This is a genomic window from Vibrio breoganii, from assembly GCF_001677275.1.
GTDB classification, from domain to species: Bacteria; Pseudomonadota; Gammaproteobacteria; order Enterobacterales; family Vibrionaceae; genus Vibrio; species Vibrio breoganii.
The window spans coordinates 750,936-765,464 of sequence record NZ_CP016178.1 but is presented as its reverse complement, the minus strand read 5'-3'; the positions used below and the strand labels follow the sequence as shown (position 1 = coordinate 765,464).

Sequence of the window (14,529 nt, the reverse complement as noted above, 5' to 3'; positions counted from 1 at the left end):
ATAACAGAACCTAGCAAAAACAAAGGAAAAGACATCGATGACGATATGGAAACGCGACATCAGTCTAGAATCTCTTAATACCAACTCAAAAAATACCTTGATTGAGCACTTAGGCATTGTTTATACAGAGATTTCTGATAATTCGTTAACCGCGACCATGCCTGTTGGACCGAACACACATCAGCCATTTGGACTATTGCACGGCGGTGCCTCTGTCGTCCTAGCGGAATCGCTAGGTTCTTATGCAGCGTATTACTGTTGTGAGGGTGACAGCCATTGTGTAGGTCTTGAAGTTAATGCCAATCATCTCAAGGCGGTACGTAGTGGCACTGTTACTGGAGTAGCAACGCCTATCCATTTGGGTCGCACGACACATATCTGGTCCATTGAGATTCGAGATGAGCAGGGTAATCTGGTGTGTATCTCTCGTCATACAGTGATGGTTAGGAACCCGAAGAAGAAGGCAAAGGTATGACTTTAGACTTTGAATTGGGGAAAATCATCGTCAACGCCCACGAGATCATGATTCGACTGGATGGAGAGCAACGTTTGACCTTCCAAGCGCAAACTGATGCAATTCAGCTGATGGGGCAAGTATTAGTGATATTAGATGCCCAAAGCCGATTTTCTATTAAGCTTCCCACTGAAATCATTGAAGAAATTTCGCAAGTTACCGGCATCGCGATAACATAAAATCTCTCCACTTCGTGCTAAAATGAGGAAATCGATAATTTTCTAATTGACTGGAATTTCCTCTTTATGAGTAGCCCGCGACTTCGAACTCAGTTTGAAACCCTATTTGAGCACTTTAATGGTGAAGACAGCGATACACGTATAGAAGACATCACTGAAATATTGTTTTGTACCAGACGAAACGCGCGTATCGTACTGAACAAGCTCAGTGAAGAGGGATGGATCGAGTGGCACCCTTCTGCAGGGCGAGGCAAGCAATCTAAGCTTATCTTCAAGCAGAACCGCCAAGATGTAGGAGAGGGTCTAGCCAAACGTTATCTTGAAGAAGGCCGTATAGGGCAGGCGCTACAAGTTCTAAATCAAGATGCAAACCGTCTAACTCAAGTGATACAGGATTATCTAGGCGTTCAGCACAGACAAGGACAGCAGGTTCTCAGTCTTCCTTATTATCGTCAGCTTTCAATGCTAAACCCGAGAAAGCCTCATCGACGCTCAGAGCAAAACATCATTCATCAAGTCTTTAGTGGTCTTACACAACTGGATGAAAACGATAAGCTGACTCAAGATCTCGCCCATTCTTGGGACAATGTTGAAGGCAGTCATTGGCGCTTTTATCTTAGGGCCAAAGTTCGCTTCCACAATGGTCAGTTGCTTGAAACTGAACATGTGGTTGAGCACTTAAAGTCATTAGCAAACTTGCCCTTGTTTGCTCATATTCAAAACGTCACCACGCCTTCTCCATTGGTCATTGATGTAGAGCTTAGTCGAGCGGATTATCATTTTGATGTATTGCTTGCTGAAACGGTGGCCAAGGTGCTTCCGTATAACAGCGCAGAGATTGAAGATTTCGACCGCTTGCCTAGCGGAACGGGGCCTTACCGAGTGTCTGTCAATGATGACAAGAGATTGATTCTAGAGGCCTTTGATAGCTATTTTGGCTTTAGACCATTGGTTGATAAGGTTGAGGTTTGGGTTATTGACGAGATTCACTCAAGTATCGTCTATCCAAGCTTGTCTCAACCAAATATGCCGACACAGCGCACGGACGACGACGTAGCCTTAGATCCAGGATGCACTTATATTTCAGTAAACCAACGCAGTGGACTTGGCCGGGATAAACAGTGGCAAGAGTATTTCGCCTCTAAGCTCACCACGTTTAATCTGTTTGCTCAGCTTTCTCAAGAGTCTATTGTTGAGCTTGGATTATTGCCAGCCCATGGTCTTAAACCCGGTTGGTACCATAGCCAGCCGCTCAGACAACTATCACCCCCTAAAATAGAGACGGTCAGTATTGCATACCATAGCGAACATCCGGTTTTCCCAACCCTATCCAAGGCCATAGCGTCGCTACTCAAGCAAGATGGGTTAGCGGTCCAATTTATTCGCTATGACCACGTTCCTGATGACATTGATTCAGTTGATCTGTGGATTAAACCTATGGGGCTTGGGACTCATCGAGACGACACCTTGCTGGGTTGGCTTCTTGACTACAGCAATCTCGATAATCTGAGTACTGACGATCAATTTAAGTATATTCACCAAGTGATCGAACAGTGGCAGGGACAACCCAATGCAAGGTTTCCAGCAAGAGAACTAGGCCGTTATTTGGTAGAGAACCACTTGATAGTCCCTATGTTTCACTGCTGGCTCGGGGTAAGCAAAGACCATTGTGGCTCCTTACAAAACGCTAAGTGTAATGCTCTAGGCTGGTTCGATTTTTCAAAAGTTTGGGTTAAGCTAAATCAGCCTAATGAGATACAGCGGGTTTAGCTTATTAGCCATCTCTGCTGTCATATGAAAGAGGTAGTCCCAAATAAAATACATTATTTGTAGCTAAGCTAGAGTGGGAAGAAGAGGCTGTTCAGTCAAAAGTTACGAGCTTCAAAAACAGGTAATCTCATCTTGGAAACAGCACTCCTGCTATTGGAGGCTTTTCGGTTGTATCGGAAGAAACAGATTCCCGACCAGTGTACTGGCCCAGAAAAGCACTCGGGAATGACGCATATCTAACCAATACTCCGTAGCTTCCCAAATGTCGTTATCCTAGAAACAGCATCACTGTTATCTAGGATCTTTGTGAGCTCTGGAGGCAACTTGGTACACCCTAAGGTTATGGTTTGGATGACTTTTCCATTCAGTAACTATAGACACGATTTAGCCCAAGACAGCCTCTTATCAAAAACCCAATACTCATGACCCCAACCTTTTACCATTCAACGCAAGGTAGTATTTTAGAGGCGTCACGCCTCGGTATTTCTTAAACTGCCTTGAAAAACTCCCCTCATGGGTATAGCCAAGCCTTTTCGATACTTCATTAGGTGGAATGCCCTTAATCAATAGATTCACTGCTGCACTCGTGGTGATATAGGCGCTGAGATCAGTAAAGTTGAAACTCAGTTTTTGCTGAATCTTACGGCGTAGCGTTTGCGTAGATATATTGAGCATTTTTGCCACTCTATCGGCACTGGGCAGACCAAAGTGAAGGGTATAATTGGTCAGCTCATATAGCTGTTTAACCTCATCATTCGCTTGGGGCATGTTGAGTAATTTGTCGATTTGATCGGTTAGGTTATGGCTCAGATATAGTGAAGCGTTACTGCTGATGAAGTCGAGATCATTTGCCTTCGTCATTAAATTGTTCGTTCTAAACCATACCTCAGTTGTCGGGCTATTCCATTCAACATCACATCCAAACTCTTCGGTATATTGTTCTGTGTTATCGGTTGAGCCGGAGATCTTAATGAGCTGCAGATCGAAGTTGTCATGAGATGCAACTTTCAAAAAATCTAGCATTAACAACGCGTTGTAAACCGATTCGTGAAAGCGCGCCCGCTTTTCAGAGGAATAACTCTTGTGAACCCACTTGACGATATTTCCGTTGCCTGTTTGCATGCCGTAAAAACTGCCGCCAGATTGCATATGCGACATGCCATAGTTGAAGCGGCGAAAAGCCAAGATGTTGTCTGGAGCAGAAAGAAGCCATTCTCCAAACCATCCAATATTGTCCACTCGAATCAGATGCTTGAACTCAAGCATGTAGTCAGAATTCCCTGATAATCGCTCAATTTCATTGTACCAGCGCGTGATCTCAGAATAGGGGATCAGTGTATTAGCGTCTTCAAATACGGTACTTGGGATAGGGCACTTGGATGGTTCGACATTAAGCACAGACCGGAGGCTATTGTGTAGTCTGATGAAAAAGGCACTGCGAATGAAATACACGGACATAAATTTCAGCAAATATCATCAATAAGTGGTGTTTTATGATTTTATCTGTTGAACCTGTTGGGGTAAACCGTAGAAATACTCAAACTACTAAAAATTTAATTTTACGAGTATTTTCATGAGTTTATTTGCTGTCCCGTTTGTTGAAACCACTGCTGATACGGTGCTCCATGTTGTTGCCTTCGTTGTTCTTATTGGCACTGTTGCAGCAGGTCTGTATGGCTTTTGGCGCTTTCACGAATTACCTATCTCCAAGGCCCATAAACGAGATCATAATCAGGTCGCTCTCATAACCGTTCTCACTTGGATAGGCTTTCTCTGGCACTGGGTGTGGGTAATCGCAGTATTTATCGCATTTGTTGATCTCGAAACGTCCTTAACAAGAATCCGTGATATCTGGAATGCCCCGGTTGGCGCACCAGCACCAAGCAAATCGACAAAAACAGAGGAGAGCGAAGTATGTTAGAGGGCTTAGCGGTATGGGCACTGTTTATTTATCTTCTTCGTCTAATAGGCATGCCATGGAATAAAGGGACGAAAGGCTTTGCTTATGTTGGGGGAAGTGGATGGCTAGTCTTCGTCTGGATTGGCTTAATTAACTATACGCCAATGGACCTTTCCGGAGGCTCGGTTGTGCAAGCGCCTCACGTTCAACTCAGACCGGGTAGCACCAAAATTAAGGGTAAGGTAACCAAGATACACGTTAGCCCCAACCAAGAGGTATCCAAGGGCGATCTAATCTATGAGATTGATCCTCAGCCTTATCAAATTGCGCTTAATCAAGCACCAGTAGAACTTGATAGCACCCAAGTGTCTTATGATCTGGCCAAAGAAGACATTGCTATGGCCAAGTCAGATCTCAAGGCGTCGCATAAGATCACCGCAATTGAGCAGAGTAAGCTGAAAGCGGCGTATGCGGATCTGAAGCTAAAACGAAGCACTTTAGAGCGTTATGTTGAGCAAGAGGCGGTAGTCAAACACTCAGTGACAGAAGCTCAATTGGAAGAGCAACAAACGCTAGTGACGCTGGCTCGACTAGAGATTGAAACGATCAAGGCTGAAATTTCAAAATACGAAGTGGACGCTGAAAAGTCGGCACTTGAGATTGAAAAGTCAGAGCTGATCCTTACCAATAAGAAAAACGACATCCATCAAGCTATGGAAAGTTTGCATAAGGCACAGTGGGACCTAAAGCAAACAAAGGTGTACGCACCGTTAGATGGTTATCTCACTAACTTTATTTTGCGCGAAGGGCAACTCGTTAGCACCATGCCGCGTCTTCATATGTATACCAATGAGAAATACGTGTTAATGCGCGTGAATCATCAGGCAATACGTAATGTCGAAGCGGGGCAGTTTGCAGAGTTCTCATCACCGGTGTTCCCAGGCAAGGTATTTGCGGCAGAAGTCGAAGGCATTGTTGAGGCGACGGGTGAGTCGCAAGGGAGTTTGCTGTCGTTTGATCCCAACGTTCGCACCACAACGGGTAAAAACGTAAATAACAAGCATCACTTTGTGCGCTTAAAGATCCACGAGAGTGAAAGGTATGACATTCCTGTGGGCTTGGCATGGATCAGTGGCGACAAACCCGCGTCTTTCATGAACTTTCTGGATGCGATTCGAGGCATCATCATTCGAATGAAGTCACAGATTTACTTCTTGTATTCAATGTAAGGCTCTATTCATAAGCTGAATGAATAGATCAACCAAAGCTCGCTTTATATATACAAGACGGAGTTTGCCACACAATACATTCCATCTTTTGTGTGGCAAATTGAGTAGCATTTGATATGAAAAAACTTCGAGCAACCCTGTTAGTTGGTGTACTTAGTACAGCGTTTACTCTTCCTGTTAGTGCCCATGGATTGGTTTATGATCAAGGACAATATGATTCTGATCTGTTCAGCGAAGACATGGTGTACTGTGAAGGACTGGGGCTTCAAGCGCCTCAAGAAGAGGCGGATAACGTTGCGCAAGAAACGGCTAAGCGTGGTGCTAGAGGTGCAACTGCGGGTGCGGTAGCGGGAAGTGTATCAGGCAACTCAGGCTCAAGTGCGGCTAAAACCGGTGCTGCGGTAGGCATGACCCTTGGTATTCTTGGAAACCGAGGCAAGCGCAATGCGGTAGAGGCGAGCAACCAAGAGGCTTACTCTGAAGTGGTCCGTAACTGTATGTCAGGGCGTGGCTATACCGCTCTGAACTAAACGTTTCTTTTGATTATCGTTTGATTAACCTGATAAGTCGTTTATCTAGGTTCATTTCGTTACAAGCTAACTAGGACCACTTAACCATGAAAAAATTTATCTATTTGAGCTGTGTCAGTTCTATTTTGGCTTTATTTACCGCAACCAAGGCGATGGCGCTTACGGTGAATCCCCCTCCCACGCAACAGACATTTGTCGAACAAGTCCGATGCGGAGGCTACGCCGCTTTTTTAGCAAAAGAAGCCAATATTAGTCACTATGAGGACAGGATGTTCAGACATATCGAACAAGCGACTGTGACAACTTTGGCTTTGAATCCAGGCATTAGTGATGGCGAGGCGCTGATCTCCTCTACGTCAGAAGTTGCACGACAGTTAGGTTGGGAACAAGCGAACGCGTATCACTCGGGCGACATGGGTAAGTACCAAAAGCAGGTTATGAATCAATATATTGATCAATGCAGTTAAATAACTGCGAGTTTTAAGAAGAACAACTTAGACAAATGCCTTTTTGGTCGTTGCTTGGTGGCAGTGACCAATGAGAAGGGCAGGCATGCTCAATAAAGGGATTCGCTAACACAGTAAGCCAAGTCTCTAAGAGTTCAAATTCTCCGTTTTCCACCTGCTCAATGGCTTCTTGCGCCAGATGAGTACGCAAAATGTATTTAGGGTTGACTCCTTGCATCGCATTTTGTCGCTCTTGATCGTGACTATAATCCAACGCGATGCGTTTCTCGTACTCTCTAAGCCAAGCAATGAACTCCGGCTTATTTAATGTGCTATCAAGCTCGGTGTCTGTCCAATTATCAGGGCCTGTTTCTGATAAGACTCTCAGCGTAAAATGAAAATCTAGCCCTAGCTTTTCCATCAATTCTAAACACGAGTTGATAAGCTCAGGGTCACTTTCATGTACGCTGTCTAATCCAAAACGTGCTCGCATTAAACGTCGGTACTCTGCTTGGATGTGGGTAGCATATTCCTGTAACGAGGCTTCTATTTCCTTGCTATCGATTAACGATGACAGGGCGTAACCGAGCGCGGATAGATTCCATTGACCAATCCCAGGCTGCTGGTGAAAGGCATAGCGTCCACTGTAATCACTGTGGTTACAGATGTGCTTGGACAAATAGGTATCGAGAAAGGCAAAGGGACCATAGTCGAAGGTGAGGCCTAGTATCGACATGTTATCGGTGTTCATTACGCCATGACAAAAGCCATAGGCTTGCCAATGCGCGATCATGCTTGCCGTGCGTTTGGTGACCTGTTGGAAAAACGCCGCGTATTTATCTTCAGAATCCTTTAATTCAGGCATGTGCCAGAGGATAATGTAATCCGCTAACGCCTTTATCTCGCTGTGCTGTCCGCTATAAAAGAGATATTCAAAGTGACCAAATCGAACATGGCTTGGGGCTATCCGTAATAGAGTAGCCGCTGATTCGATCTCTTCTCTTCGTACGGGTGTGCTTGCGCCAGAGATAGCCAGGGCTTGAGTGGTAGGAATGCTCAGTCCATCCATGGCCGCACTGATCAGGTATTCTCTTACACTTGAACGGATCACTGCTCGCCCATCTGCACCGCGAGAATAGGGAGTCTGGCCACTTCCTTTAAGATGAAAATCCCACTTTTCACCATCATCGTTTATGAACTCTGTAAGCAAGAGCCCTCTGCCATCCCCAAGGTCTGGGTTGTATTGGCCAAACTGATGACCAGTGTACTTCATCGCTATGGGTGACCAAGACTCAAGGATGCCTTGCCCTGATAAAAGCTGTATAAGTATCTCATCGCCAACAGACTCAATATCAATGCCAAGCTGTGTTGCGAGGCGATGATTGGTATGGATAAGATACGGGTCGCTGAGCGGTGTCGGGTTGACTCGGCTTGACAGTGAAGAGCCAAGATCGGCGTACGTGTGGCAGTAATCGAGCTGATCTAAGCTTTTCATAAATAACGTTTTACCTTAGGTTTTGATGTGACAGACTACATCTGTGACAATGTCACTAATTGTTGTGTGTAATCGTGTTTAGGTGCATTAAATACTTGCTCTGTTTCACCGTATTCCACCACTTGACCCGCTTTTAGCACCATAGTGTCGTGACACAGGGAACGTACAACGTTGAGGTCATGACTGATGAACAGATAAGTTAAACCATACTTTCGTTGCAGCTGCTTGAGCAGATCTAACACCTGTGCTTGTACAGTACGATCTAAAGAGGAAGTCGGTTCATCCAGTAGGATAAACTCAGGCTTAAGGATTAGCGCCCTAGCAATGGCTATACGCTGTCGCTGCCCGCCAGAAAACTCATTGGGATAGCGGTGTCGCGTTTCTTGGTCGAGGTCTACCTCTTGCATTACTCGACAAATTTCAGCGTCAATCTCACTATCCGTTAGGTCTTGATGGACTCGCAACCCCTCACCAATGATCTGCGCAACCGACATTCGTGGATTGAGAGCAGAGAAGGGGTCTTGAAAGACGACCTGCATCCGACTTCTCAGTGGCAACATCTGTTTTCTATCTAGCGATGAAAGCTCTTTGCTATCAAATACGATGCCGCCATTACTATTGACCAAGCGAAGTATTGCCATACCCGTTGTAGATTTACCTGAGCCGCTCTCACCAACCAAGCCCAGAGTGTGACCCTTCTTAAGGGTGAAGTTAACCCCAGTGACCGCTTTGGTATGGTCGATGACACGCTTAAATATCCCGCCAGTAATCGGGAACCACACTTTAAGATCGTGTGCCTCAACCAAATTGGCGTTGGTGTCGGGGACTTCTACAGGAGAGCCAGAAGGGTCGGCATCAATAAGCATCTTAGTGTAGGGATGCTTTGGGTCACTAAACAAAGATTGGCATTCGCCGGTTTCTACGAGCTTTCCTTCTTTCATGACACAAACGCGATTAGCAATACGTCTAACAATACTTAAATCATGAGTAATAAAGAGCATAGCCATACCAAGCTCTTGCTGAAGATCTTTTAACAGATCCAGTATTTGAGCTTGTACGGACACGTCCAGCGCTGTGGTGGGTTCATCGGCAATCAATAATTCTGGTTCGTTTATCAGCGCGAGGGCAATCATTACACGCTGCCTTTCTCCGCCACTCAGTTCGTGGGGATAAGCGTTAATCTTTTGTTCTGGGTTTCGAATACCGACCTTGTTTAGCCAGGTTAGCGCGAGCGTCTTGGCTTTATTGGCACGAAGACCACGATGTATCTCAACGGTTTCCACTAGTTGACGACCAATCTTATGAAGAGGGTTGAGTGATACCATAGGTTCTTGGAATATCATGCCAATACGGCCACCACGCACGCCACGCATACGACGCTCTGAGAGAGTGAGCAGCTCTTCCTTGTCAAAATGGATAGTACCTGTTTGATAGACGGTACTGGCTTTTGGCAGTAGGCGCAGAATCGCATTGGCAGTAACGGATTTACCTGAACCACTTTCACCCACTAAGGCGAGCGTTTCGCCTTTGTTAACAGACAAACTTACGTTTTGCGTTACTGTCCTTGGGTTATTTTTCCCACCAAAGGCAACCGAAAGATTATCAATGTGTAGTAGCGCCTGCGTCATGTCATTCCTTGTTGTGGTGTTGTTGGCTCAACCAATAAAATAGTTGGATTGGTCTTAGTTAAGCGAAAAATTCGTGCAAATAGATGTACAGATACTAATCAAAAGTTGTGCCAAGGCTCTCATTTTCTCAAATAAAATGTAGCTCATTCAAATAAATTAATATATCTTATTTGTAGTATTTAAATACAATACGCTTTCGAAAACTCTGTCTTGTAACCCCCCTAAACTGACTCAGGAGGCTAATATGCCAAAAGAAATCTACAAATCAGCTTACAGCCTCGCAAAAGAAGCGGAACTGCACCTTCAATTGGCGCAAAAATGTCTACGCTCTCTAGATGCGACCGTTAATGATGCACTACAGCAAGCAACCTCTGTGGTTGATGCTATTGCTGGCCAAAACGAATCTAGCCTATCGGCTACAACGGACCTTGCTAACGAGCTGAAACAATCTATCGAACGTCTTAAGCTTTCAGAGCAAACAAGCTAATAAGTAAATTTGCTAAAAAGCCCCCCAGTTTTTATATTCAGTTTTTTTAAAGAGGCGTTTAACGCCTCTTTTTTTGTCTCTTATGCTTGGGCGTGAGGGTCAAACGCGTCTCTTACCGCTTCTCCAATAAACACCAGTAGACTTAGCATTATCGACAACACGATAAAGGCCGAAAAGCCCAGCCATGGAGCTTGCAGGTTAGCCTTACCTTGAGCGAGCAGTTCGCCCAACGAAGGGGAACCACTAGGCAAGCCAAACCCTAAGAAATCTAAAGAGGTTAGGGTAGTGACCGACCCCGAAAGAATAAATGGAATCATAGTCAGTGTTGCTACCATAGCGTTTGGCAACATGTGTCTGCTGATGATTCGTTTATCACTAACCCCTAATGCGTGAGCGGCTTTCACATAGTCAAAATTACGGCAGCGCAAAAACTCTGCACGCACCACACCCACTAAACTCATCCAGCTAAACAGCACCATTATGCCAAGTAGCCACCAAAAGCTCGGCTCTACGAAACTCGACAAGATAATCAGCAAAAATAGGGTAGGCATGCCTGACCAAACCTCAATAAAGCGCTGACCAATGAGATCCAGCTTTCCGCCGTAATAGCCCTGAGTTGCCCCTACAACAACACCAATAATGCTGCTGACAATGGTCAACACAAAGCCAAATAAAACGGATATACGGAACCCATAAATGATTCGGGCTAATACATCTCGTCCTCTATCATCAGTGCCTAACCAGTTAATAGAATCTGGGGCAGAAGGCGCAGGACCAGGTAAGTTGTAGTTAATGGTGTCGTAACTAAAGCGAATGATTGGCCAAACCATATAGCCTTTTTCATTGATGAGGTCTTGTACATAGGGGTCGGTATAATCCGCTTCAGCTGCAAACTCGCCGCCAAATTCAATCTCGGAGTACTGCTTTGCAATAGGGAAATACCAGCCGTCGTCAAAGCTGACAAACAGAGGTTTATCATTGGCAACGACTTCAGCAAATAAGGTTACCGTAAACAACAGTGTGAAAATCCATAATGACCAGAAGCCACGTTTATTGGCTTTGAAGCGATCGATGCGAAGTTTAAGTAATGGGTTCATTTATCTGGCCTCGAAGTCAATGCGCGGGTCTACCCACGAATAGGTGAGATCAGAGATAATGCTGAGTAATAAGCCAAGTAAGGTCATGATATATAAAGAGCTAAATACCACAGGGTAGTCTCGTTGAATAGTGGATTCAAAGCCAAGAAGACCGATACCCTCAAGAGAGAACATCACCTCAATCAGCATTGAACCGGTGAAGAAGATACTGATAAAGGCGCTTGGGAAGCCAGCAATGATAATCAACATAGCGTTGCGGAACACATGCTTGTAGAGAATACTTTTCTCATCCAGACCTTTGGCTCTCGCTGTAACCACATATTGCTTGTTGATTTCATCAAGAAACGAGTTTTTGGTCAGCATCGTTAGGGTCGCAAAACCACCAATCACCATAGCAAGAGTCGGGAGGGTTAGATGCCAGAAGTAATCAATGACCTTTTGATACCAGTTAAGTTGATCAAAGTCGGAGGAGACTAAGCCTCGTAGAGGGAACCAATCGAGGTAGTTGCCGCTAGCAAAGACGATGATAAGCAATATGGCAAACAAAAAGCCCGGAATCGCGTAGCCGACAATGACCAATGCGCTGGTCCAAATATCAAAGCGAGATCCGTGATGAATGGCCTTTACTATCCCGAGTGGAATAGAGATCAGATAGATGATCAAGGTACTCCAGAGCCCCAGAGATATAGAAACCGGCAATCGCTCGACAATGAGGTCGATGACATCGCCTCCTTTGAATAAGCTTTGACCAAAATCAAAGGTGATGTAGTTCTTGAGCATTTCAAAATAACGCACGTGAATCGGTTTATCGAAGCCAAATTGCTTTTTGATCTCTTCAATAACCTCAGGGTCCATTCCTCTAGAGCCGCGATAGCCGGTAGTTTGTGCATCGGCGTTGCCAGCGCTAAGTTCAACCTCTTGGCCACCCCCAGTAAAGCGCTCCATTACCCCTGAGTCTAACCCCTCCATCTGAGCAATAGCTTGCTCAACAGGGCCACCAGGTGCGATCTGAATGACAAAGAAGTTTATGGTTATGATTGCCCATAAGGTGGGAATGACGAGCAACAGGCGTCTTATTATATAAGCTGACATAACTCTCTATGATTGAATGTGAAAAACGAAATAATAGTTCCAAGCTACGAGCTACAAGCTAGAACCTAGAACCTAGAACCTAGAACCTAGAACCTAGCAGCTAGAAGCTAGCAGCTAGAAGCTTGCAGCTAGTAACTCGTGACTAGTCGTTACCGTCTCTTAGCTGGCAGCTTCTGCGCTTTCTCAGTATCGACCCACCAAGTATCTAAACCGAGGTCATACTCTGGTCGAATGTCTGGTCTAGCGAACTTGTCCCAGCTTGCGACTCTAAATGCGCCTGTATGCCATGCTGGAATAGCGTAGAAGTTCCAGGTCAGTACGCGGTCGAGGGCTGGGCCTAAGGCTTTGAGTCTTTCTGGGTCTTGCTGATGGGTATCGATCTCTTCTGTTAAATAGTCGATAGCCTTGTTTCGAACACCCGCTTGGTTATAAGTGCTATCGATAAAGTTACTGTTCCATGCAATCTTCAGGTTAGTGCTTGGGTAGGCATTGGCGGAATACGATGAAAAGATCATGTCGTAATCGCGCTCATGCCAGCGCTTAAGGTATTGAGTCGTATCCACCGTGCGAATCTTCATGTTGATACCAATATTGCTGAGGTTCTTTTTCAACGGATCAGCAATACGTTCGGTTGTTGGGCTGTAAACCAGCAACTCAAACTCGAATGGTTTACCGGTTTTGCTGTTGGTCAGCACACCGTTCTTAGTTTCCCATCCCGCTTCTTTGAGGAGTTTAATTGCGGTACGCATCTGCGTACGAATTCGCCCAGAAGCGTCACTTTTTGGTGGCGCGTATGACTCGCCGAACACACGCTCTGGTACTTGATCCTTAATAGGTTCAAGAATTTCAAGTTCTTTTGCGCTTGGCTTACCCTTTGCTTGGTACTCGGTATTCTGGAAGTAGCTGCTGGTGCGAGCGTATTGGTGGTAGAACATGTTCTTGTTCATCCACTCGAAATCCAATGCATAGGTTAGGGCTTCGCGTACCTTAGGGTCTTTGAAAATGTCGCTTTCGGTATTATAGATAAAGCCTTGCATGCTCTGAGGGATCTGATGAGCGATCTCTTCTTTGATTATGTAGCCCTTATCGAAGTTAGAGCCTGTGTAGGAGGTGGCCCAAAATTTCGCAGTACCTTCTTGTCTTAAGTCGTATTCCCCTGCTTTAAACGCTTCAAGCATCACTGTGTCATCGCGATAATAATCGTACTGTATGGTATCGAAGTTATTTCTGCCGATGTTTACTGGCAAGGTTTCAGCCCAATAATCGGTCACGCGAGCATAGGTAATACTTTGACCAGATTTAAAGGAATCAATTTTATAGGGCCCGCTTCCTACTGGAGGTTGGGATAGAGGCTGACTAAGGTCTTTGTCTTTCCAGAAATGCTCTGGAAGCACCGCCATTCCTTGCACTAAAGCGAATAGCACGTCTCTGTCTGGCTCTGCCATCTCGATTCGCGCTGTTTTATCGTTTATTGCTTTAACGGACTTTATCTTCTTAAAGTAGGTTTTGTATTGAGGTACACCTTGATCTAGAAACTTTTGAAAAGTGAACTCAACGTCTTTGGCGGTAATTGGCACGCCATCTTGAAATTTAGCTTTTGGGTTGATATCAACTTCCATCCAAGAGAAATCGTCTTCATAACGCACTTTCTCAGCAATCAGCGGGTAGGAGGTATTGATTTCATCGGTAGGAGAAAACATCAAGGTATCGTAGATTTCTCCTGTCATAGCGCCAGGCTTACCGCGAGAACCGTAACGGTTAAAGCTATCGTAGGTGCCGATCGCTCCATAAGTGACGTGACCACCTTTGGGTGCAGAAGGATTAACGTAGTCTAGATGTTCAAAACCAGAAGGGTGCTTGGCCTCGCCAAAACCGGATAAATAGGTCGATTCGATCACCTCTGCGTGAAGCCATGGTGAGCAAAGAATAGCGCCTGTGAGCAGCGTCCTTTTAAGCATGTAACTCTCCGTTTCCCTGTCTATATATTGCCCGCATGTCTCGTAAAGTGGGGCAATGTGCTCTTGCTAGTCATTCTATTATCTTAGCCAAAACAAAGCTAAGTATTTCAATAATAGTGATAAATCTTGGTTTTATTTTGAGTGTCGGCTCAGAAGTTAGTTCCATTTAGGAAATTGAATGGTGGTGTTTTGTACGCATTGAAG

14 protein-coding genes are annotated in these 14,529 nt (G+C 45.1%); 8 read left to right on the top strand and 6 right to left on the bottom strand.

The features are described 5' to 3' along the window. Positions 1–37 precede the first annotated feature (37 nt). The 3 genes from A6E01_RS16420 (at position 38) to A6E01_RS16410 (ending at position 2,463) form a co-directional block, all read left to right on the top strand. On the top strand, positions 38–475 hold the full coding sequence (locus A6E01_RS16420; protein WP_065210738.1) for a hotdog fold thioesterase: 438 nt from the start codon (positions 38–40) through the stop codon (positions 473–475). Continuing rightward, entirely contained in the window at positions 472–693 is a 222-nt protein-coding gene (locus tag A6E01_RS16415; RefSeq protein ID WP_017032294.1) for a DUF3389 family protein, read from the top strand. The genes A6E01_RS16420 and A6E01_RS16415 overlap by 4 nt, the downstream gene beginning before the upstream one ends. A 66-nt stretch (positions 694–759) precedes the next feature. Then, complete coding sequence (locus tag A6E01_RS16410) at positions 760–2,463, top strand: SgrR family transcriptional regulator (protein ID WP_065210737.1); 1,704 nt, start codon at positions 760–762, stop codon at positions 2,461–2,463. 420 nt (positions 2,464–2,883) lie between these two features. Here A6E01_RS16410 and A6E01_RS16405 read toward each other — a convergent pair whose 3' ends face one another. Further along, entirely contained in the window at positions 2,884–3,861 is a 978-nt protein-coding gene (locus A6E01_RS16405) for a helix-turn-helix domain-containing protein (RefSeq protein ID WP_167714330.1), read from the bottom strand. A gap of 175 nt (positions 3,862–4,036) precedes the next feature. Between A6E01_RS16405 and A6E01_RS16400 the strand changes: the two genes are divergently transcribed. The 4 genes from A6E01_RS16400 (at position 4,037) to A6E01_RS16385 (ending at position 6,589) form a co-directional block, all read left to right on the top strand. After that, positions 4,037–4,384 (top strand): MFS transporter, encoded by a 348-nt coding sequence (locus A6E01_RS16400; protein WP_065210735.1) that lies wholly within the window; start codon positions 4,037–4,039, stop codon positions 4,382–4,384. Then, the gene (locus A6E01_RS16395; protein WP_065210734.1) at positions 4,378–5,592 is read left to right on the top strand and encodes an HlyD family secretion protein; all 1,215 of its coding nucleotides are present in this window, start codon (positions 4,378–4,380) and stop codon (positions 5,590–5,592) included. The genes A6E01_RS16400 and A6E01_RS16395 overlap by 7 nt, the downstream gene beginning before the upstream one ends. Before the next feature lie 116 nt (positions 5,593–5,708). Beyond that, complete coding sequence (locus A6E01_RS16390) at positions 5,709–6,122, top strand: glycine zipper family protein (RefSeq protein ID WP_017028104.1); 414 nt, start codon at positions 5,709–5,711, stop codon at positions 6,120–6,122. An 86-nt stretch (positions 6,123–6,208) separates the two neighbouring features. Continuing rightward, a complete protein-coding gene (locus A6E01_RS16385) occupies positions 6,209–6,589 on the top strand; it encodes a hypothetical protein (protein WP_017028105.1) in 381 nt (126 codons plus the stop codon). A 13-nt stretch (positions 6,590–6,602) separates the two neighbouring features. Here A6E01_RS16385 and A6E01_RS16380 read toward each other — a convergent pair whose 3' ends face one another. Further along, on the bottom strand, positions 6,603–8,063 hold the full coding sequence (locus A6E01_RS16380) for a protein adenylyltransferase SelO (protein WP_065210733.1): 1,461 nt from the start codon (positions 8,061–8,063) through the stop codon (positions 6,603–6,605). A 35-nt stretch (positions 8,064–8,098) separates the two neighbouring features. Next, positions 8,099–9,691 carry an ABC transporter ATP-binding protein gene (locus A6E01_RS16375; RefSeq protein WP_017028107.1) on the bottom strand — a complete coding sequence of 531 codons (1,593 nt, stop codon included), beginning with the start codon at positions 9,689–9,691 and terminating at the stop codon, positions 8,099–8,101. A gap of 244 nt (positions 9,692–9,935) precedes the next feature. On the opposite strand from A6E01_RS16375, the gene A6E01_RS16370 reads away from it, so the two are divergent. Next, positions 9,936–10,178 carry a hypothetical protein gene (locus A6E01_RS16370; protein WP_017028108.1) on the top strand — a complete coding sequence of 81 codons (243 nt, stop codon included), beginning with the start codon at positions 9,936–9,938 and terminating at the stop codon, positions 10,176–10,178. An 80-nt stretch (positions 10,179–10,258) separates the two neighbouring features. Here the strand turns inward: A6E01_RS16370 and A6E01_RS16365 are convergent, their stop codons facing one another. From A6E01_RS16365 to A6E01_RS16355, 3 genes are all read right to left on the bottom strand, one after another. Further along, entirely contained in the window at positions 10,259–11,275 is a 1,017-nt protein-coding gene (locus tag A6E01_RS16365; protein WP_017028109.1) for an ABC transporter permease, read from the bottom strand. After that, positions 11,276–12,367 (bottom strand): microcin C ABC transporter permease YejB, encoded by a 1,092-nt coding sequence (locus tag A6E01_RS16360; protein ID WP_017032288.1) that lies wholly within the window; start codon positions 12,365–12,367, stop codon positions 11,276–11,278. Positions 12,368–12,516: 149 nt separating this feature from the next. Then, positions 12,517–14,325: an extracellular solute-binding protein gene (locus A6E01_RS16355; protein WP_065210732.1), complete on the bottom strand. Its 1,809-nt coding sequence runs from the start codon at positions 14,323–14,325 to the stop codon at positions 12,517–12,519. Positions 14,326–14,529: the final 204 nt, after the last annotated feature.

Excerpts from the sequence above, each read along its gene's own strand:
- A6E01_RS16420 (WP_065210738.1), top strand. The coding sequence starts at position 38 with ATGACGATATGGAAACGCGACATCAGTCTAGAATCTCTTAATACCAAC.
- A6E01_RS16415 (WP_017032294.1), top strand. The coding sequence starts at position 472 with ATGACTTTAGACTTTGAATTGGGGAAAATCATCGTCAACGCCCACGAG.
- A6E01_RS16410 (WP_065210737.1), top strand. The coding sequence starts at position 760 with ATGAGTAGCCCGCGACTTCGAACTCAGTTTGAAACCCTATTTGAGCAC.
- A6E01_RS16400 (WP_065210735.1), top strand. The coding sequence starts at position 4,037 with ATGAGTTTATTTGCTGTCCCGTTTGTTGAAACCACTGCTGATACGGTG.
- A6E01_RS16395 (WP_065210734.1), top strand. The coding sequence starts at position 4,378 with ATGTTAGAGGGCTTAGCGGTATGGGCACTGTTTATTTATCTTCTTCGT.
- A6E01_RS16390 (WP_017028104.1), top strand. The coding sequence starts at position 5,709 with ATGAAAAAACTTCGAGCAACCCTGTTAGTTGGTGTACTTAGTACAGCG.
- A6E01_RS16385 (WP_017028105.1), top strand. The coding sequence starts at position 6,209 with ATGAAAAAATTTATCTATTTGAGCTGTGTCAGTTCTATTTTGGCTTTA.
- A6E01_RS16380 (WP_065210733.1), bottom strand. The coding sequence starts at position 8,063 with ATGAAAAGCTTAGATCAGCTCGATTACTGCCACACGTACGCCGATCTT.
- A6E01_RS16375 (WP_017028107.1), bottom strand. The coding sequence starts at position 9,691 with ATGACGCAGGCGCTACTACACATTGATAATCTTTCGGTTGCCTTTGGT.
- A6E01_RS16370 (WP_017028108.1), top strand. The coding sequence starts at position 9,936 with ATGCCAAAAGAAATCTACAAATCAGCTTACAGCCTCGCAAAAGAAGCG.
- A6E01_RS16365 (WP_017028109.1), bottom strand. The coding sequence starts at position 11,275 with ATGAACCCATTACTTAAACTTCGCATCGATCGCTTCAAAGCCAATAAA.
- A6E01_RS16360 (WP_017032288.1), bottom strand. The coding sequence starts at position 12,367 with ATGTCAGCTTATATAATAAGACGCCTGTTGCTCGTCATTCCCACCTTA.
- A6E01_RS16355 (WP_065210732.1), bottom strand. The coding sequence starts at position 14,325 with ATGCTTAAAAGGACGCTGCTCACAGGCGCTATTCTTTGCTCACCATGG.